The sequence below is a fragment of the Vibrio sp. 10N.261.51.A3 genome, assembly GCF_041471965.1.
Classification (GTDB): Bacteria; Pseudomonadota; Gammaproteobacteria; order Enterobacterales; family Vibrionaceae; genus Vibrio; species Vibrio crassostreae_C.
Genome location: NZ_JBFRPK010000037.1, coordinates 1 through 19917, shown reverse-complemented (window position 1 = coordinate 19917; position 19917 = coordinate 1). Strand labels below are relative to the sequence as shown.

The 19917-nt window shown below is 40.7% G+C and carries 14 protein-coding genes and 1 pseudogene; 11 read left to right on the top strand and 4 right to left on the bottom strand.

Going from position 1 to position 19917, the window contains the following annotated elements:
- The first annotated feature begins 170 nt into the window (after window positions 1–170).
- Complete coding sequence (locus AB4371_RS10540; protein ID WP_372149670.1) at window positions 171–1370, top strand: IS4 family transposase; 1200 nt, start codon at window positions 171–173, stop codon at window positions 1368–1370.
- 235 nt (window positions 1371–1605) lie between these two features.
- Here AB4371_RS10540 and AB4371_RS10535 read toward each other — a convergent pair whose 3' ends face one another.
- The gene (locus AB4371_RS10535; RefSeq protein ID WP_372149667.1) at window positions 1606–3099 is read right to left on the bottom strand and encodes a hypothetical protein; all 1494 of its coding nucleotides are present in this window, start codon (window positions 3097–3099) and stop codon (window positions 1606–1608) included.
- 354 nt (window positions 3100–3453) lie between these two features.
- Between AB4371_RS10535 and AB4371_RS10530 the strand changes: the two genes are divergently transcribed.
- The 6 genes and pseudogenes from AB4371_RS10530 (at window position 3454) to AB4371_RS10505 (ending at window position 12229) form a co-directional block, all read left to right on the top strand.
- Window positions 3454–5088, top strand: a complete 1635-nt coding sequence (locus AB4371_RS10530; RefSeq protein WP_136982841.1) for a site-specific integrase — start codon at window positions 3454–3456, stop codon at window positions 5086–5088.
- A gap of 15 nt (window positions 5089–5103) precedes the next feature.
- Entirely contained in the window at window positions 5104–7443 is a 2340-nt protein-coding gene (locus tag AB4371_RS10525) for a hypothetical protein (protein WP_136982840.1), read from the top strand.
- A 7-nt stretch (window positions 7444–7450) separates the two neighbouring features.
- Window positions 7451–9673, top strand: coding sequence for a hypothetical protein (locus AB4371_RS10520; RefSeq protein WP_372149663.1), 2223 nt, complete (start codon window positions 7451–7453; stop codon window positions 9671–9673).
- Window positions 9673–10197: a hypothetical protein gene (locus AB4371_RS10515; RefSeq protein WP_372149661.1), complete on the top strand. Its 525-nt coding sequence runs from the start codon at window positions 9673–9675 to the stop codon at window positions 10195–10197. The genes AB4371_RS10520 and AB4371_RS10515 overlap by 1 nt, the downstream gene beginning before the upstream one ends.
- A gap of 189 nt (window positions 10198–10386) precedes the next feature.
- A pseudogene (locus AB4371_RS10510) lies at window positions 10387–11103 on the top strand (iron-containing alcohol dehydrogenase); the annotation flags it as partial.
- A gap of 202 nt (window positions 11104–11305) precedes the next feature.
- On the top strand, window positions 11306–12229 hold the full coding sequence (locus tag AB4371_RS10505) for a hypothetical protein (RefSeq protein ID WP_372149658.1): 924 nt from the start codon (window positions 11306–11308) through the stop codon (window positions 12227–12229).
- A gap of 115 nt (window positions 12230–12344) precedes the next feature.
- Here AB4371_RS10505 and AB4371_RS10500 read toward each other — a convergent pair whose 3' ends face one another.
- Window positions 12345–12779 carry a YccF domain-containing protein gene (locus AB4371_RS10500; protein WP_004730224.1) on the bottom strand — a complete coding sequence of 145 codons (435 nt, stop codon included), beginning with the start codon at window positions 12777–12779 and terminating at the stop codon, window positions 12345–12347.
- A 247-nt stretch (window positions 12780–13026) separates the two neighbouring features.
- Here AB4371_RS10500 and AB4371_RS10495 point away from each other — a divergent pair, with 247 nt between their 5' ends.
- Complete coding sequence (locus AB4371_RS10495; protein ID WP_017075772.1) at window positions 13027–13152, top strand: hypothetical protein; 126 nt, start codon at window positions 13027–13029, stop codon at window positions 13150–13152.
- A 136-nt stretch (window positions 13153–13288) separates the two neighbouring features.
- Here the strand turns inward: AB4371_RS10495 and AB4371_RS10490 are convergent, their stop codons facing one another.
- On the bottom strand, window positions 13289–14365 hold the full coding sequence (locus tag AB4371_RS10490; RefSeq protein WP_372123129.1) for a low specificity L-threonine aldolase: 1077 nt from the start codon (window positions 14363–14365) through the stop codon (window positions 13289–13291).
- 303 nt (window positions 14366–14668) lie between these two features.
- On the opposite strand from AB4371_RS10490, the gene AB4371_RS10485 reads away from it, so the two are divergent.
- The 3 genes from AB4371_RS10485 (at window position 14669) to AB4371_RS10475 (ending at window position 18976) form a co-directional block, all read left to right on the top strand.
- Window positions 14669–15286, top strand: coding sequence for an NAD(P)H-dependent oxidoreductase (locus tag AB4371_RS10485; RefSeq protein WP_046223961.1), 618 nt, complete (start codon window positions 14669–14671; stop codon window positions 15284–15286).
- On the top strand, window positions 15286–17211 hold the full coding sequence (locus AB4371_RS10480; protein WP_048608770.1) for a monovalent cation:proton antiporter-2 (CPA2) family protein: 1926 nt from the start codon (window positions 15286–15288) through the stop codon (window positions 17209–17211). Before AB4371_RS10485 ends, AB4371_RS10480 begins: the two co-directional genes overlap by 1 nt.
- A 541-nt stretch (window positions 17212–17752) precedes the next feature.
- The gene (locus AB4371_RS10475) at window positions 17753–18976 is read left to right on the top strand and encodes a DUF819 domain-containing protein (protein WP_372149655.1); all 1224 of its coding nucleotides are present in this window, start codon (window positions 17753–17755) and stop codon (window positions 18974–18976) included.
- Between the two features lie 86 nt (window positions 18977–19062).
- Here AB4371_RS10475 and AB4371_RS10470 read toward each other — a convergent pair whose 3' ends face one another.
- The gene (locus AB4371_RS10470; protein ID WP_372149672.1) at window positions 19063–19857 is read right to left on the bottom strand and encodes a hypothetical protein; all 795 of its coding nucleotides are present in this window, start codon (window positions 19855–19857) and stop codon (window positions 19063–19065) included.
- Window positions 19858–19917: the final 60 nt, after the last annotated feature.

The following is a 19917-nucleotide window of genomic DNA, read 5'->3' as shown; positions in this document are numbered from 1 at the left end:
GTGTCGTCTACTCGACAGAGATGTGTTACCACACCATACTTTGGGACAAGAACGCCTTAGTCTTACGAATCCCCTCATAATCAGGCGTAAAAACAATGAGGTAGACGCGCATCGCCGTCTTTGATCTAATGAATATCGCTGAACACACATTTCGAACAAGTGAACTAACGATGCGCGATATTCAGATTTTACAACAAACCATACAAAACCAATGCCCCTCTATTCACAAAAAACGCGTTAGTTCTCTGATACTTGCTACAAGAAGTGTACTTGACGGCTCAGACTTAACGTTGACTAAACTAGGTCGGAAACTGGAAACTAATACCACGGTAAAACATGCGATCAAACGCGTTGATAGACTGCTTGGAAATCGCCAACTACATCGTGAAAAAGACCTTATTTATAAATGGCATGCCTACTTAATAACGGGCGCCAACCCTTGCCCTGTCATCCTTGTGGATTGGTCTGATGTTCGTGAACAACTTCGTTATATGACGTTAAGAGCATCTGTTGCACTTGATGGTCGAGCCATCACAATCTTTGAGCAAGTTTTTGAGGATGGCCAATACAATTCACCAAAAAGTCACCAAACATTCCTCGATAAATTGCAGAGTATTTTACCGAATAAAATCAGTCCGATCATCGTTTCTGATGCGGGTTTTAGAAATACTTGGTTTCGCCAAGTTCAGGAGAAAGGTTGGTTTTGGTTAGATCGTGTCCGAGGTGAAGTATCAATCAAACAACCCCAAAAACCTTGGGTCTCAAATAAAACCTTTTATCCAAACGCTGTCCATAAACCCAAATATCTTGGCCACTGCTTATTAGCAAAGAGATCACCGATATCTTGTGAAGCCTATGTTTATAAAGGATTAGAAAAAGGCAGAAAAGCCCAACGCCATAGCAGAACCAGTCAAAAACACTCCGCTACACATCTCTATCAACGCAGTGCAAAGGAGCCGTGGTTACTCGCGACCAATGTCCCTAGACATATCTTAAATGAAGTACAAATTACCAACCTGTACGCCAAGCGCATGCAAATAGAAGAAGCCTTCCGCGATCTAAAGAGTACCGCCTATGGAATCGCACTTCGTCACAACAGAACTCGTTGTACTAAGCGATTGGATATCCTGCTTCTTATTGCGTTGCTCGCTGAAATCTTGATGTGGTGGAATGGCCTCATTGCAGTACAAGCCAAATGGCATTTTGACTTCCAAGCCAACAGCATTAAACACCGCCGAGTTCTATCCATACCTCGTCTAGGGAGAGAGGTACGAAATCATCGGCGATATCAAATTAATGAATCCCAATATCAATGGGGAATGTTCGAATATCAAAGGCTCACACACAACGCAGGACTAGGTAAAATATGAGGGGATCCGTCAGCGCCTTAGTACTACGACTTTAAAACGTTTGTGCCCCAAAAAGTTCTAGCCTATGACTCAGAACTCATTTTTTGTCACTCACTTACCTATTTTTTCTAGTAATTCAATATGATAAGTCGGTCTATATCTGTCTAGCGTGTAGGTTGCATTCACTTCGACTTCGACAAATATCTTCTGCTCGAATGTCAGTAACAGTCATAAAATCCACAACGTATTCAGTCAGTTACAGCGGCTCGTATTCTATTGAGTTTTGCATCTCTAAGATCATTCGATTAACTTTGATTTTCTTTTGAATACGTTCAGGAAAAAGAGAGGAATACTCTGCCGTATCTAGCTGCTTGAAATCTAGAGCGATACTGTTAATGATTTTGATATACTTATCGCCGACTTCTTTAAGATCATTCAAACGGTTTGTTTCCTTACTAATCGCTCTCTGCAAGTCTTGTTGTTTACTCCAAAGTCTATCTAAATTAACACCACTCTCTAACTCAGCTTTCTTTCCCTCTAGACTCTCCGTTTCTTGTTTTAGCCGTTTGACACGGTTTTCTAACTCGGTTAACGCTTCATTTGATACACCTTTTCTATCAAGTGCAGCTTCAAGTTCACTCGTGATTTTATAATGTGCTCCATCCAATATTTGTTGCGCTGTTCTTTGAGCGCTTTCAACCATTGATAACTCTTGTTTTAGAGCATTATCGGTAATCATTTGAGCATTATTTCTAGTATCTTCTATTTCCGAAGCTAACTCAGCTAGAACATCATCTCTAACTTCTACTCTGACCTTTTCACGTTGTTGTTCTGCTTCAACTCTCGCATTGTCAATAATTCTTCCCGCCTCTAACTTGTTAAGATAGATGGCTTGCTTGAGTTGTTCTAATTCTTGATTTAAAGATGACTTCTCTTCTTCAAGCCGCAGTACCACAACTTGAAGGTCATTCGCTAGGGACTTTATCTGCTTATAGAGCTCTTTTTGCTCCCGCTCTTTTTCTTGCCACTTTCCAACCCTTTGTTTTATTCGGTCGACCCTTTCCTTAGCTTGTTCCTCACGCTCAGAAATGTTTTCAGTAATTCTTTGAACTTGTTTGCGATGCCTTGCTATCTTTCTCAACAACATACTTCTTTCTTTGCTGATACTCATCGCGGCTTGCTGCTCAATAAAATCCCAGAATGGATTTAGCGGATTTAATGCTGTTATCTGAACTTTTACATTTTCATAACTGTTCAGCAGCGAATCTGAGTCCAATCCAACTAGAAATAACTCCAGAGCACTCCTGCCCTGCTTTCGAAAGTCCACTATTTTATCTGGTGGGGTTTCATGAGTATTAGTGACTTCCACGTAATACTCTTCCCTACCGATCTGGCAAACGACATCTGGAATCCTTCCGTCTCGATAGACCTCTAGACGGACATTTTTCACACGTACCATTTCGCAATCACTAGAATCAAAAATGCCACTGGAATATGGATGAGGAATGAGCTTCTCTCGTTCGATGAACTCCTTTGCACTCAAATGCAACTGGGTTTCATACGAATAGCGACATTCTGCGTTACTTTGATGGCGTAAGTAGCTAGCTATGCCTTTATTACTATGTGCGGCAACCATGAAGTCTCCACAGCAAGGACAGACAACGTCATCCTGAGTGCCACTTTCTAGCTCAACAACAGGAACAACTCTACTCTCACTTAGCTTCCACCCAAAAATAGAACGACTTCTCATGCACACCTCAACACTGGAAAAATAGTGATGGTTAAAAATACAAAATATGGAATAAATCTCATATTAATTATCACAAGATTATCAAGTCAAAGACAATGTGTGCCTACTTCGTGTGATCTGCATCATCAATGCTAAACACCAAGTTAAGCGACCTTTCCTTACTTCACGTAATTTATGACATGTTAATGTCCTGATTTGCGATACTGATTTCTTTCTAAATGGGTGTTTAACTCAGCAGATCAACTTTATTCTCAATCTTTTGCACTGCCTCAATATGTATCGGGCTAAAAGTTTGACAAAAGATGGACTCAATGCTTAGATTAGATTGTATATTGTACAATAATCAAATAGCACATGGATTTAGCAGGTGACAAAATGGATGAGGTTCACTTTAGACAAGAGGAAATTGATGCCTTCGGTTTTACTCAGGATGAAATCGATAAGCATGCTGACAAGTCCTCCACGGTTAAGTACAGCGGTCTATTGAAGGACTTCCTTGTCGTAAAAGCTAATGTAACGAAATATCCAAAACTCAAAATATCAATTATAAATGGTGAACAAAAGGCCAGCATTCATGCACAGAACCAAAAAGATAAAGATGAACCAAAAAAGATAGATTTGCCGCTAATAGTAAAACCCAATGGAACTCTGGCCTTCCTTGAAAATACATATATACATTGGAGAGCTAACTCAGCTAGAAAACTCAAATACAGCACTCTTGAGAGAGAGGCGTTAGCGCTAATGGATTTCTGTCGGTACTGTTCTTTAAGTGAATGGTCTCACCCTGTAACCAATATAAAAGAACAAATGACCTACAGGAGTTTGACTGAAAATACAGAACAGGGAGCACCAAGTCTTTACGGAGACCATTTGTTTGATAGTTTGCAAGAGATTGACCCTGAGACAGGTATTGTCTTAAAAAAAGGATACGCACCTTCAACAGCAATGCTGTATGTAAGGGTTGCAGCCAAATTTTACTCTTGGCTTATTTCATGTAATTTCCTGACAATAAATAAAGACTACATGCCTTACAAAAAGGAATTGATAAACTTCACTAAAAGTTACGAATACACTAATGAGAGTATGTTATCTCACCTAGATAGCGCAAAAATCATTACGATAGAAACATCTGATTTAATACAGCGCTTTGCCAACTCCCCATTAACAAACTCTGTCGAACCACATAAAAGACTAAAACCAATGACTCCTGACGATAGAGAGATGTTTGAGTATTATTTAAAGCATGAAGCTAACAAAGCATTAAGCCTTATGGCTAAGCTGTCTTTAGAAACTGGTTTAAGGGGGCAAGAGTTAATTTCTTTTCCTGAAACATACATTTCTGACGAGTATCTAGATCTTGATTTCATTAAGGTGAATATAGGGTTACATAATGGATGTAAAACGAAATATGGTAAGCCCAGAACTATTGAAATACCATCATCTTTAATGGGCGAGCTTTTTGAGTACAAGCTATCAAACAAGCGCATGGAAGCACTTAAAAAAGTAGGAATTGAATTAGGTGAAGATGATAATCAAATCGGTGATAATGCTCATGGCCGCTTGTTTGTAACTAGAAAGGGGTTTCCTTACGCTAAAAGTACCTTTCAACGGTTTATGAGTGATTCAAGGTCAGATATAAATGATGCGATAAACAAAGGTCTATCAAAAATTGTTAAAGACAAGCTGAAAGAGATATCAAGAGAGGTAATAAATTTTCACGAGGAAAAGAGAAGGCTAACACATAAAGCTATACCACGATGGTATTACAGACCTCATGATTTACGCTCCACCTTTGCTACAAGGTGGTTACTTAGAGAAAGCAAGGAACGAAAATGTCCAATTGACCTGCTTATTGATGAATTAGCAGAGTTAATGGGTCACAAAAGTAATAAATCAACGGAAAAGTATATAAATTTCCTAAATGAAAAAATCAAACGCTTTAATCAAGCGAGGAAGAAAAATACTTTCCTCACATCCGTGATTTACTAAATTTAGGTGACCAAAATGGCAAGAAGAAGTATTTTAGCCAGAAACTCTAAAATTAAGCTAACTCAAAGGGAAGCTAGGGTTGAGAAGGATTTTAATGAATCATGGCTAGAATTCAAGCACCTAAAGCGAACTATTAATTTATCTGAGCTATTTTTTAAGTCAGGGAATAAATCTGGCATTCAAATACCTAAGAGAATTGAATACGTAAAAAACGTTGCAAGAGGCATCAATCTTGCGCTTATGGATAAAGGTTCAACATACACATTTACAAATTCTTACTACAGTTTTCGTAGGTATGTGTATTGGTGTGACAAAAATAAACTAGACCCATTTTCGAGAGACGGATATTTAGGGTATGTAGGTGATGATGGTAAACTAAAAAACTTGATTAAACAAAACGACGAGGCGTTACCATTTCTTTTTGATTATGATGATGGAGATAAGCTTGGAATTACTGAAAAATATGCTTTAAACAGCAATGGGCATATACGAAAATATCTAAAACTTTCAGGAGCATTTGATCCATTATGGGATTCAGCACGTGAACCTTTCTCAGAAAAAGATCAAAAACTAACAATATCTTATTCAAGTGATGTAACAAAAATCGCAGTTAAACGCCTGTCAAATGTATTTGATTCATTATTTAACGCGGTTAAAGAACATTACTTGAAATGTGGCAATACAATTCCAGATGACTTAACAGTCGAAGTAACTTCATTAGGTGAGGTTAACTTTAATGGTAATACCCGTCAGTGTGAATCACCAATTAATACTCTCATGCTTTCTGGCTATGCCTTATTCTGTTTTTACACTGCTCTCAATCAAAGTGTAATTCTAAAATCTGCACATCCTATTATCATCGACAAAAGAAACTATAAAGACAAAACTATTAAAATGATATCGTTAAGTTTATGGAAAACAAGATCTGGAAAGTTTGTAGCTAGTGAGTTAACTGATGAAGTTCATGATATTAATAAAAACGAATTTGATGTCGATGTGGAAAAAAAGACAGGGGTTAATCTTGTCGAAAAACTAGTTGAAATTGCTGAAATGTTTGGCACAACAGAAAAGGGAGCACCATTATTCTGGAATATGAGTAAAAATAGTGAGATCATTGAATTTGATATTGGGTGGATGAAGTTCCTATCAGAAAAGTTGAATATTAAACCAATTGACACTACTCCTTGCAACCATATATTTGCAGCAGCATTATCATTGGCGACTAAAAACGCATTCCTCGAAATTTTCAGCAAGAATAATGAGGAAGGTGAAAGAGTTGTCTCAAAAAAAACCATTAATTTAACTAAGGGAAAAGCTTACAAAGAAGTCTGTTCCTGCGCAATAGCCTTGATCTCAAGCTACAACGAACCTGAATCATTTTATGGAGCGAAGATTCCACTTACTTATACTAAAACTGAAGGAGGGTTTTCAATTGGATTCGAAAATGATATTGGTTCTGGGGAGTTTTATATTCCGGCTGAATATGAACAAACAATAAGAGACCTTGAGTCTTGGGCAATGTCTTTTAAGGAAAATAAATATCTTATTCCATTGAAAGAAGCTCAGCGAGGGCGTCAAGTTTATGTATGGAACAATCCGAAACTACCACCATCACTACATCAAACGATAAAATGGCTCGGAATAGGTCATGGTCATTATTACTTAGACCTAACCTCAAGGCGTTTTAGGTCCTTTACTGCTGAGATGCTTTATTCAGACGAGGATATGGGTGCTGAGGGTTCACTGATCTTGGATAATGATATTAATACTTTTGACGTTGCTTATTCAGGTGGTAACCCAGAATTTAATCAGTTAATATTCTCACAAGCTTTGGAGGTTGCCTCCTTGATATTTAAAGGTATAGAAAAGGAAAAGGCCAAAGAAAAACTACTTAAATATTTAAAGAAAGAAGTTTTAGCTTACGATAAACTAATCGCTGATAAGATGTACTTTAATCAAAACGGCTTTGCATGTAATGGTAAGCCAGATATTAATAAGGATATAGCTAAAGACTTACATCGTTCCGCCTCATTGCGAGCTGAAAATTTAGGTGTCGGACAAGCAAAATCAATTCCATGCTATCAGTTAGATCAATGCTGCTACTGTAATAGTGCAAAGATGGCCGATGATGAAAACCAAATCTATAAGATGATTTCGTTCGTCGAGATATTAAAAAATAAAGCAGATCAAAAGCCTGATGATGAAAGTGAGTTAATGAAATCAGCTCATTACTTAATGCTCATAATTCATGAGAACATACCTCATGAAACTATTAACAATGCTCAAAAAAGACTTTTATTTGAGGGATTGCACCCACTAGTAAGAAGTATGGATGTAGCTGAATTGATAATTTAGGTGGGATATGGACAGTGTTTTTGGAAGTGCCTGTAAAGTATCAGCATATAAATTCTCCAGATGGGATAAGTATGCAAATAAACATATTGAAGGATTAAAGAGCACCTTACTAGATGTAATAAAAAGTGGCGACTTAAAAAGTTTATATGACTTCCCAATATTAGTAGGAGATGACGGAAAGATACTTATATCTTTTAAAGATAACATTTGGGGATTCAGGAGATATTTGAAGAAATCAAATTTTGATAACCTTTATCTAGCAAATATGAAGTTTACTTCAGTTGATGATTTTGATGGTGAGTTCTATTCTATTATTACTACGTTACCAAGTAAAATGCGTGATGAGATTAAAGTTTTTATGCTCTACTCTCTATTTCTTGAAAGGAAAAAACCCACTAAAATAGAGCCTGTTTATAACTATACACAAGAGCTAAAGAATCTATTGATGGAGTTATCTGACTTTGGAATTAGGAGTTTTAGTGAATTAACTTCTCGAAAACTTAGAGAGGCGATAGATAATGGATTTGTTGATATAAATAAAAAGAAAATTGGAGTTATAAACCTGTTTTCAAAAATGGAAGATATACCATTCAGACCACAAGACGCAGGTTCATATATAAATAAAAATTTTCCAGAGGTCAACAAATCAGAAGTGGAACAGCACTGTGTTATACCTTTGTCAGTTTACAAAACTCTGATCGATGAAGCTGAAGAAGTGATTGACAATTATTATAATCATCGTATTGAAATACAGAATAAAATAAGGCACATACAAACACTTCAATTCGAAGAAACCCAAAGGTATATTCATGAAATGCGAATCGGAGTACGCATTCCATCAGCCAACTATGATCAAAAAACATATAAATCATTAATGAACCATTTCAAAATGAATGGTATTGATTTTGTTGATAACTACAAAGACGGTGAAAGTTGGGTGGGTATATATAACGCATTCAATCCTAATATCAAGTCATTTGATATAATGCCACATGCATATAAACCTAGCACGATTTCGTATGACTTAAACTTGTCATTTCATCGTTTTTCGGGGCTAAAAGAGTTCAAAAAGTTTCTTTATCAGGTTGATGCTGCATGTCGATTTATGGTTCAAGCTATGTCGGGAATGCGTACTGATGAGCTATATAGGATGCACTCAGAGTATGGCTTGCAGTCTACAACAGTTCAAGGTCAGTTGATATATTTGCTGACAACTCGCCAATCAAAAATAGTTAAAGGTAAAAACTCCATTAATGATGTTTATGTCACAAGTAAATTTGGAGCCAAAGCATATCAATTGATGAATGCTATTCACCAACCATTAAGAGAATTCTTTACTGAAGATAAACACCGCTTCTTTGGTTCACATCAAAAATGGTCGCATAACATTCCCCAGACTAAATCTGCTAACAAAGTGGCGAGATGGGCAAGAGGCGTTATTACTGAAAAACATGGTGGTCTAACATCTGAGGATCTAAAGCAACTCAATATCTCAGACCCTTCAAGAAGAGTCAATACTGAACTCGGCGCAGTCTATCATTTTAATGTCCACCAATTACGGCGCTCTTTAGCATATTACCTTATTGGGTATGAACTGCTTAGTTATCCTCAATTGAAACAACAACTGTCCCACTTTTCTTTAGCTATGACCAAATGGTATGCACGGAATGCTAAGAGTTACGCAAGATTTTATCGGGAGACGGAAGAGGAGCGCTTGGAGCAGCAAGCAAACTTAATGGTCAGAATTTACAATAAGATCGCAAACAAAGAAAGAGTTGGCGGTGGTAAAGCTAAACTTGTCAGTGACAATCTCGCTCAAAGAGGCGTAAATCATTTTGTAGAAGGGACTGGAGATAGGCTTTTATCCAAGGCTTATTGGAAAAGAACTTTGCGAAAGAAGACTCAACATGTCCACGCAATTGCACCAGCCATGTATTGCACTAATAATAAATGCTCAATGCGTATTGCTATTGATTTGAGTGATTGCTTAGATTGTGAGTTTGATTTTATTGAGTTTGCTCAATATGCAGAACAGATTCGCATAGTAGCTCAACGTGATTTACTTATTGCAGAGGAACTGGGTGAGTTATCACCATCGTACGCCGCAAAAGCCGTTGTGCAAATAAAAAGTGCTGAAAAGCTCATGAAAGAATTAAATGTTGATTATACGGAGTATCAACCTACTGATGCTGTTAAGAACATCCTGATTAATATAAAGAGTATTATCTAATGAAAGTTTATATTTCGCCTCGAAGACAGGCCAAGATTAAGGTTTTTCTAAAAGCAATAGATAGCATTTTATCTGGAAATCCAAAACAGAAATCGAAAATGGACACCCTTTCACTTAACAACAAAAATGTTGAAATTGAATCAGGACAGTTTTTAAAGCATTTCCCTGAAGTGAAGTCCTTTATAAAGGCAAAAAAAGCCGATTCTACAGTGGCTTGGGCGGATAATGGAGTGTTCATGTCACCTGAAAATGGCCGCGTTATTACAAAGTCAGAGTTAGAAAATACTGATAAGGTATTGGAGAATGAACGTCTTGAGGAAGAAAGAGATAATGCACGTATGGCAGCCACTATGTACAAGCAACAGGCTGATACCTTATCTAAGACCTTAGAGACGAGGTTAGGAGAACATCATGAAATGTTTTTTGTATTGCTGGACAATATTCCTGATGCTAAGAAAGAGCGGATAATCAAGAAATTCGAAGACAATGTCAGGCCGATTGATGCCGGATTAAAAGAAATTTAGAGACACAATGTTGGACGTTTTCAACGATGTTAAACGTCCAAATTTCGTACATTTCTCGTTAAAATTGGACGTTTTAGTTTTGACCTATGAACGCTAAGATTTGAAAGTTATAGAACATATAACTAACTGATTAATAGTATATAGAAACCCAAAAGTCCAATAATTTGTCAATATAGGTTACCCATTGTAATCACCCGTTTCTGTATCATTACTGACGAAGCTCGTCACATTAAGATGGCTATCGTTGATAAGCACACAACACCGCTTATCTCAGTAAACGATCCCGAGTTGATGCTTGCTAAACCTGCATCATTAACTGCTGCAACAGGCATGGACGCGTTAACGCACGCTATCGAAGCTTACGTTTCTATCGCAGCAACGCCAATTACAGACGCTGTAGCAATTAAAGCAATCGAGCTTGTGCAAGCACACCTAAGAACAGCGGTAGCGCACGGCGAAGACATTGAAGCTCGTGAACAAATGGCTTACGCACAGTTCATGGCGGGTATGGCTTTCAACAACGCTTCACTAGGTTACGTTCACGCAATGGCGCATCAGCTAGGCGGCTTCTACGATCATCCACACGGTGTGTGTAATGCTATCTTGCTACCACACGTTCAACGCTACAACGCGCAAGTTTGTCCTGAGCGTCTACGTGATGTTGCAAAAGCAATGGGCGTTAACGTTGAAGGTATGTCACCAGAGCAAGGTGCAGAAGCTGCGATCGAAGCAATTGTTCAACTAGCAAATGACGTGAACATCCCAACAGGTATCGCGCAACTTGGTGCGAAGCTAGAAGATATCCCTACTCTGTCTGACAACGCACTGAAAGACGCATGTGGTTTTACTAATCCTAAACAAGCGACCCACGAAGAAATCTCTGCGATTTTCGAAGCGGCAATGTAATCTAGATACAAATCACTTCTTATAGCTAAAACAAACGGACTCACCTTGTGAGTCCGTTTTCTTTTTTCTGTCCGATGCCTTTCAAATCTTTTCCTTCTCCACTAGCCGCTAATCACTCATCACTCATCACGAAAAAGTCGCATTGTTGCAATCGCTTAGTTATAGTTAAACTATTGATATATAGAATGACAAACAGGTTCCATTGAGTCGTAAGATAGCTAGCACCTCATTATTAGCATCACTTCTTGCTTACTCCGCTCAAGCAGAGGAGCAAAATGAGTGCCACAATCAGCCGTTAGAAGACGCCCCTGTCGAAAAAGCTTACCATTTCCTGAACAGTAAATTTTGCCAACCCGCTCTGTGGTTTGAAAGTTTTTTTGTTGATGACCGCATTACCGAAGATGCCAGAGCTGGCACGTCCGTCCGTTGGTATAACGATTTTATTTACTCGGAAGGTGGCGAGGTCGACTACTCAACAAAACTCAAGGCGCGTCTGCATCTTCCTTTTGTCAGTAAACGCCTAAAATTGATCTACGAGTCTGTCAGCGATGAAGAATTCTTGGATTTTTTTCCGAATGATTCCGATGAATTGGAAAGTGCATTAGGCCTGCGTTATGACGCTTATGCCAAGGGTTACAGTAGCTTCAATATTAAGGCAACATTGCGACCGCGTATCGAAGCTCGCTACCGTTTTACCTACCCTCTGACCACCGATGTGGTATTCAGGCTTACCCAGCGGGTATATCAGGAAAAACAGGAGACTGGTGAGATCACTGACATCGACTTTGATCTTTCTTTGAGTGATGACTTCTTGGCTCGATGGTCAAGCTTTGCGGGGTATAACGACGACCTTAAAGGTTGGAATTATGGTACGGGATTAACCTTGTATCACTACCTTGCTCAAGACCAAGCTCTTCAATACAGTGCCACGATTAATGCAACGGATGAGCCTCATAATCATTACGAATACGCTCAGGTTTCGGTTACCTACCGACAAAACGTATGGAAAGAGTGGCTGTTCTACGAACTCATCCCTCGTTATCAATGGGAACGAGAACCCCATGAGAAACATACCGAAGAAGCCAACATCACCCTGCGGCTTGAAGTCCTGTTCAATAATGTCTAGCTCAACAACGCCTAGTTAGTGTTTGGGATATGAGCGTCGAGAGATAAGAACAGAGGCACAAAAAAAGCACATCATACGATGTGCTTTTCAGTTCAATCAGGCTAAAAGTGTAATCTTAACCCTTGTAATTTCTTACTCGCGCCGCTTCTGCTTCACGTTTATCGACAACCGTCTTACCGATAGGCGCCAGTGAGATAACCGCTAATTTAAGGTGTTGAATCGCGAACGGAATACCAATGATGGTAATGAAACACGCCACAGCTGACATGATGTGACCAATCGCAAGCCAGATCCCCGCAAATAAGAACCAAATAACGTTACCAATCACACCTAGCGGGCTCGTGCCGATGTCCATTTCATTGGTTAGCTCGTCACGCGAAATCGCTTCCTGACCAAATGGGAAGAATGAGAAGTTACCCATAACGAAACACGCTCTACCCCATGGAATACCAACGATGGTTAGGAATGCGAGCAGTCCGAAGAACCACCAAGCTAGTCCCATAAATACGCCACCGAACAGAAACCAAATGATGTTTCCTATTGTTTTCATTCTGTATTCTCCAAATCTTTAAATGCTGTTTATTTGATATGCCGAGTAAGGCAATGCTTGTTCTAATAGGTTCATTATTGTTGAACCTTTATGAACCGTTTATGAATCACTTACATTTTATGTGATTGATTCACGCCACGATTCTCTAAATCCACTTAGGGCTAAACCCATTTATTTGATACCATGCACTTAGATTTTTAGTACCAAAAAGCTAAACAGACTCAACAACGAATTTAAGGCCGAATTTATGAATAACACTGAGCAACCTAAAAAGAAAATCAAAAACTGGGTGCCAATCGTCTTCTTCGGACTTCTCAGCACGGTTCCAGTGTTCATGTTCTTAGTTGATGTGTACATCAACCAGTATATGTAACAGAGCCTGTCATCCTAGCTGCATAAATGGATACCGGACCGATTTCTTGTATCCATTTCCATTAGCTCCGCTCTTCTGCAGTCCGTTCTTCTGTAATCAACTCAACTCTTCCGCAATCAAATTAACCCTTAGTTAATCAAATCAGCTCTTCGTTAATAAAATCAAGAATGTCGATCAGCTCATGATCAGGCAGATTCAGTAAGTTATCCCCTACATACCATTCAATCTTACATTGGTTTGGCAGTTCGCTGATCGCTGGGTTTCCTATCCAAACCTTGTGTTTCTTCGCTATGTTATCCCTCACAATAATGCCGTCTTCGTAGCTCACAGGTAAATAGAGGTGAAGCATGTTGACCTGCGGTTGCTGCGGGTTAACCGTAAACTGAGGGTAATCTTGTAGGATTTGATAAACCTGTTTGGTGCGTTCGTATAAAGCAGGCATCAGTTCTAATCGCTCATCAAACTGCATTGCTGCTGAAACCACATAAGGCGTTCGGTGATAAACATTACCACCTTGGCGCTTCATCCACGCCGATGCTTTCGCGACAAAGGCTTTATCACCCAGTAATAACGAACCACCCAGCCCATTGAGACCTTTGTACAGCGAAACATAAGCACTATCGAAGCCCTGAGCAATCTCGCTGTATGGCTTTTTATAATACGCGCCACATTCCCACAAACGTGCACCGTCCATATGAAGGTGAATCGATTGTTCTTTGCAGTATTGCTTGATCGCTTCAAGCTCATCCCATTCTGGCAATTGGCCGCCAATTTCACGCATCGGTAATTCATACAGAGCGGCTGCAATCTCATCAGGCCATGCCTTTAAGTCATCAACATTCCAAGTGCGAAATACATTGCCGACCGGAAGCACGTTGAAACGATTTTGGAGCTGATACCCTTGGCGTTCATGGCGAATGATATGACTCGACTCATGCATCGCTACTACCGGGTTTCTTTTCTCTTGGCACGCAATTTCTAATGCTGTGGGTTGATTCATGGTGCCGGTAATAACAAATACGGCGGCTTCATAACCAAGCAGCTCTGCGACCTTGTTTTCAAAGCTCTCGATAAACTCGCCATCACCGTAGCTATCATGGCTCACATTGTGTGTTTCACACCATTCAGCCATCTGAGCGAATGTTTGTGCTGGTGTCGGTTCTAGATGACCAGAAAGCAACAAATCACATTGTTGACGCAAGTCCATGCTCATAGTTTTTTCCTTTATTCATTATCGTTCTATGTAGGGTTATTGGATTATTTACGTTACCCACCAACGGTGACATAAAATGCCCACATTCGCTTTTACTATTCGTGAATAATTAGTTTTACTCAGTCATCGGCTACTTGTGCCTGAAAGACACAAAATGACTGGTGTCTTATATAATTAAACGCAGAAAGCACACGTATCTAAACAAAGAAGTATGGGCTAATTCGTTGTTGTTCAACCATTCTTCTATTATTGTATAACTATAATTCCAATAAATATTATTCGTTAATGGACAAAGAGGGCTATATGTCGAAAAATCGAGTCTTGGTGCTATTCGCCCACCCTTCTCAACATCGTTCTGAAGCAAACAAACCCTTATTTGAACAAGCCAAACGCGTTGACGGTGTTACCTGTGTCGATCTCTATGCCGAGTATCCGACATTTAAAATCAACATCGACCGTGAACAGAAACGCCTGTTAGACCATGACATCATCATTTTTCAGTTTCCTTTGTATTGGTACTCAACACCGGCAATTCTTAAAGAGTGGCAAGACCTTGTTCTTGAATACGGCTTCGCCTACGGCGCCGATGGCAATGAACTACAGGGTAAGAACTTATTATGTAGCATTACTGCAGGTGGTAAAAAAGATGCCTACCAAAGTGATGGTTACAACCATTTCACTATTCGAGAGCTGCTTCACCCAATCGAACAAACTGCTTCTCTGTGTGGGATGAACTATCTCGCGCCCTTTGCGTTATTTGGCTCGCGTACCGCGTTGGAAGAAAACCGCATTCAAGAGCATGTCGATAGCTATAAAGTGCTGTTAGAGGCGTTGGTTGCCGGCAAGATCAATATTAAGAAAGCCAGCAAAGCAGAAAAACTCAACCACTACGTAGAAGAACTAATGGCAGAGGTTAAATAATGACGGGATATTTTCTACAAGCGTTTATCTACTTAGTCGCAGCAGTTATTGCCGTGCCTATTGCCAAAAGACTTGGTCTTGGTTCTGTATTAGGTTACCTCATTGCTGGTGTTGTGATTGGCCCAATCATCGGCTTAGTGGGTGAAGAGACCACAACCATCCAACACTTTGCCGAGTTCGGCGTGGTTATGATGCTGTTCTTGGTCGGCCTTGAACTTGAGCCTAAGATGCTTTGGGCAATGAGAAACCGACTTATGGGGCTGGGTGGCCTGCAAGTTGGTGGCACTACCGCGATTGTAATGGGTATCGCCCTTTTCTTCGGACAACCTTGGACCATTGCGCTGACTATCGGTTTGATCTTCGCACTGTCATCTACCGCGATTGTACTCCAAACCTTTAACGAAAAAGGGCTATCCAAAACAGAAGGCGGCAAGAACGCTTTTTCAGTCCTACTGTTCCAAGATATTGCCGTCATCCCTATGTTGGCGTTCATTCCTCTATTAGCGTTGCCAGAATTAATTGAAGCTGCACAAAGCGCGGTCGCTTCGGCCTCTGATCATCATGAAGAGTTAAGTCTTGTTGCTGGCCTACCCGGTTGGGCTTATGGCCTTGTGATCACAGCATCTATTGCGATTGTTGTGGTCGGCGGACACTTCTTGAGTCGTCCACTGTTCCGCTTCGTGGCAAGCTCAGGCCTGCGTGAAATCTTTACTGCAACCGCACTGATGTTGGTGATTGGTATTGCTGCACTGATGAGCCTAGTCGGCCTATCACCGGCTTTGGGTACCTTCCTTGCGGGTGTGGTTTTAGCGAACAGTGAATTCCGCCACGAGCTTGAGTCTAATATTGACCCGTTTAAAGGGCTGCTACTTGGCTTGTTCTTCATTACCGTTGGTGCTGGCATCAACTTTGATGTTCTATTCAACGACTTTGGTTTGATCATTGGCCTCACTCTTGGCGTTATGCTTCTTAAAGCCTTGGTGCTATTTACGTTGGCATTGATCTTCAAAATCAAAAACAGTGACCGTTGGCTGTTTACACTGAGCTTGGCGCAAGCCGGTGAGTTTGGTTTTGTACTACTAAGCTTCTCAGCTCAAAACCACGTATTACCTGCTGACATCGTTCAAACATTGTCGCTGGTTGTGGCACTTTCAATGTTCCTAACACCAGGGCTGTTCATTCTATTTGATAAAGTGATTCTTCCTCGTTACGAACAAAAATCTAACGACCGCGAAGAAGATACCATCGAAGAGAAAGGTACCGTTATCATTGCGGGCATTGGTCGATTCGGTCAAATCGTTAACCGCTTGCTGGTGTCGAACGATGTCAATACGGTGGTTCTGGATCACCAAGCGAACCAAGTAGACTTGCTGCGCTCTATCAATATCAAATCTTACTTTGGTGATGCGACTCGTCACGACTTATTGCATACCGCCGGAATCGAAGAAGCCGCGATGCTAGTAGTGGCAATCGACAACCAAGACTCAAGCGTTGAATTAGTGAAATACGTTAAACACACCTACCCTAAAGTGAAAATCTTAGCCCGCGCATTCGACCGAGGTCATAGTTATCGCCTAAGAGAAGCGGGGGCAGACTTTGTTGAATCAGAGACCTACCATTCTGCTCTTGAAATGGGCGCTGAAGCCTTGCGTTCTTTGGGTCATCACCCATTCTTCGTCGAGCAGCAAAAATCGACTTATCAACGCGTTGAGAGCCGTAAGTCTGAAAAGCTTTACCAAGCTTGGTCTGAAGCGGAAGAGAACCCACGCTACGACAACAACTACCGACAAATCTTCATTCACCTTGAAGAAGCAATGAAAGAAGATATGAAAAAAGACCGTTCAGACAAACACTCTCGTTCTGAACGTGGTTGGACACCGCCACCGAAAGGCTATGCAGATGGCTTTGAGGAAGAAGAGTCCTAAGCAGAACTCTAAATAACGGCGCTAGATAACCATACTAGGCAACCATCAAAAGCGGCTATTTAGGCCGCTTTTTCTTTCATTGAACCCCTACAAAACGTCAAATGAGCATGAGTAGCGGGTGCTAGAACTCGTAATCCGAAAGATTTATGTGATCTAGCTAAAATTTTTAATTTCTGACCACATGGCAAAAGTGAATTCACTTTTTACATTATTGAAACATTCCAACCTCGCATAAACCACACCATAAACATGGCTATATATGCACTCATTTAAGTCGTTCAATCATCGCCCCAATTCATAGCGACCACCCTCTAAGGCTTGAATTACATTGCATATATCGAAATACGCCGCAAAAGCCCTAACAGATTCATTCACCAATCAAATAATTAACGCACGACATTCACAAATTCAAACCATCAAAATTAACACAAACATTTCAAAGTATGTCTAGCGTTACAATTTGTAACGAATGGCGGTTGTCGGTATAGTCCTGCAATTCAAAAAGTGAGACCTCTGCGCTCACCTTAAAGGAGATATAATAATGATTACTAATGATGCTGTAATAATGGGCATGTTAGCTGTTATTCTTGGCGGTGTTTTTATCACGGAAAGTAGCCAAAATAGCGCACTGAAAAAATTCTACTCGTTCGTTCCGGGTCTATTGCTCTGTTACTTTGTTCCTTCTCTATTGAACAGTTTAGGCATCATCGACGCATCAAACTCTAAGCTGTACTTCGTTGCGAGTCGTTACCTATTACCAAGTGCACTAGTTCTTCTGATCATCTCAGCAGACCTACGCAAAATCTTCGGCCTTGGTTCAAAAGCCGTCATCATGTTCCTAACCGGTACTGTCGGTATTATCATTGGCGGCCCATTGGCTATCTTGATCATCGACCAAATAAATCCTGGCCTTGTATCGGGTGATGTATGGCGTGGTCTAACAACGGTGGCAGGTTCTTGGATTGGCGGTGGTGCAAACCAAGCTGCAATGAAAGAAGTATTTGAAGTTGACGATCAGTTGTTCTCTGCGATGATTACTGTGGACGTAATCTGTGCCAATATTTGGATGGCAATATTGCTTATCATGGCAGGTCGTCAGAAGAAGATTGATGCATGGTTAAAAGCCGATACTTCATCTATCGAAGACCTAAAAGAAACCGTATCTAAGTACCAAGAAGAAAACGCGCGTCCGACGACGACAACGGATCTAATGAAGATCACTGCGATTGCGTTTGGCCTTACGGGCTTAGCACACTTCTTTAGCGACATTATCGCACCATGGATCTCAACTAATGCTCCTGAACTGGCGCAATACAGCCTGACTTCTGGATTCTTCTGGTTAATCGTAATGGTGACTACGTTTGCACTCATTGCTTCATGCTTCAAATCAACACGCAGCCTTGAGCACAGTGGCGCATCTAAAGTGGGCTCTGCATTCATCTACATCCTAGTTGCCACTATTGGTATGCAGATGGATATCACAGCTATCTTGGATAACCCAGGCTACTTCTTCATTGGTATTACATGGTTAACTATCCATGCCCTTCTAATGATTGTGATGGCGAAGCTAATTCGTGCACCATTGTTCTTCATGGCTGTAGGTAGCCAAGCTAACGTAGGCGGCGCTGCATCGGCACCTATCGTCGCGGCTGCATTCCACCCAGCATTGGCACCAGTAGGTATCCTAATGGCGGTATTGGGTTATGCTCTCGGTACATACGGCGCTTACATCTGTGGTCTCATCATGCAAGTTGCTGCTGGTTAATAGAATCGCTTAATCCAATAACACCAAAGGCTGAACGATGATCGTTCAGCCTTTTTCGTTTCTAAAACTGTATTTCAAATAACGGCTTAATCGAACAAAGATGTCAGTTTATTTTCCACCACAGGGCTGATATTAAAGCTCAACATAAAATCTGGACGCGTTTTTTCGTCTTTCTCAAGGTAATAGTTCGCTTCAATGCCAAACTTCCAAGGGCGTCCATTCAGAACCGTTGTTTTACTAACACTGATGTTTAACGGAATTTCCGCCAGATCCTTATTCCAGTCGTACGAGAATGTTGGTGCAGAGCCCACCGTCCAACCACCTCCTAATATCTCTACCCAAAACACTTGTGTCGATGTCTTGTTGATTCGAGTATCAGAATGGTCGGCTCCGTCTCCAGAAACACCATACAAGTGATTTGGGAACATACCGACAACTCGCTCGCTACTCGCTTTCCCGACCATAAACTCTGGTCCGACAGCAAATTGATCCGCTGTTAAGTCACTGCTGCCCGTTGGCAACGAAGCAAAGATACCGAACGCGACAATAGTACCGCCCTCCATTTTAGGCGCATAAGCTAAATCAAATGAGATGTCTGTAAAGCCTGACTGCTCCGTGTGTTGCGAGCTTGCTGGTGCGTCCACATGGAAATCGTTCTGTACATAAGAGATGGCCGGGCGGAAGATCACTTTGTCGCCGTTATCCATGGGAAACGGCAGTGTCGGCTGTAATACTGTAGCGAAACTGTCCCCTCCACCATCGTAACCACCTGAATACTGGAGCTTTAAATTAAGGCTAGCGTAAGCTGTGTTTGGGTTTGCAAGTTCCTTTGCTGCCTGTTCTGCTGCTTGATCCAGGGCAAGATCATGAAAAACCCATATGGAATAAGGGGTAGCGTGAAGTGATGTTTCCACTAATTTGTACACTGAAGTCACAACAAA

Coding starts and splice junctions, on each gene's coding strand:
- AB4371_RS10520 (WP_372149663.1), top strand. CDS start 7,451: ATGGACAGTGTTTTTGGAAGTGCCTGTAAAGTATCAGCATATAAATTC.
- AB4371_RS10480 (WP_048608770.1), top strand. CDS start 15,286: ATGACGGGATATTTTCTACAAGCGTTTATCTACTTAGTCGCAGCAGTT.
- AB4371_RS10530 (WP_136982841.1), top strand. CDS start 3,454: ATGGATTTAGCAGGTGACAAAATGGATGAGGTTCACTTTAGACAAGAG.
- AB4371_RS10535 (WP_372149667.1), bottom strand. CDS start 3,099: ATGAGAAGTCGTTCTATTTTTGGGTGGAAGCTAAGTGAGAGTAGAGTT.
- AB4371_RS10495 (WP_017075772.1), top strand. CDS start 13,027: ATGAATAACACTGAGCAACCTAAAAAGAAAATCAAAAACTGGGTGCCA.
- AB4371_RS10515 (WP_372149661.1), top strand. CDS start 9,673: ATGAAAGTTTATATTTCGCCTCGAAGACAGGCCAAGATTAAGGTTTTT.
- AB4371_RS10525 (WP_136982840.1), top strand. CDS start 5,104: ATGGCAAGAAGAAGTATTTTAGCCAGAAACTCTAAAATTAAGCTAACT.
- AB4371_RS10485 (WP_046223961.1), top strand. CDS start 14,669: ATGTCGAAAAATCGAGTCTTGGTGCTATTCGCCCACCCTTCTCAACAT.
- AB4371_RS10540 (WP_372149670.1), top strand. CDS start 171: ATGCGCGATATTCAGATTTTACAACAAACCATACAAAACCAATGCCCC.
- AB4371_RS10490 (WP_372123129.1), bottom strand. CDS start 14,365: ATGAGCATGGACTTGCGTCAACAATGTGATTTGTTGCTTTCTGGTCAT.
- AB4371_RS10475 (WP_372149655.1), top strand. CDS start 17,753: ATGATTACTAATGATGCTGTAATAATGGGCATGTTAGCTGTTATTCTT.
- AB4371_RS10500 (WP_004730224.1), bottom strand. CDS start 12,779: ATGAAAACAATAGGAAACATCATTTGGTTTCTGTTCGGTGGCGTATTT.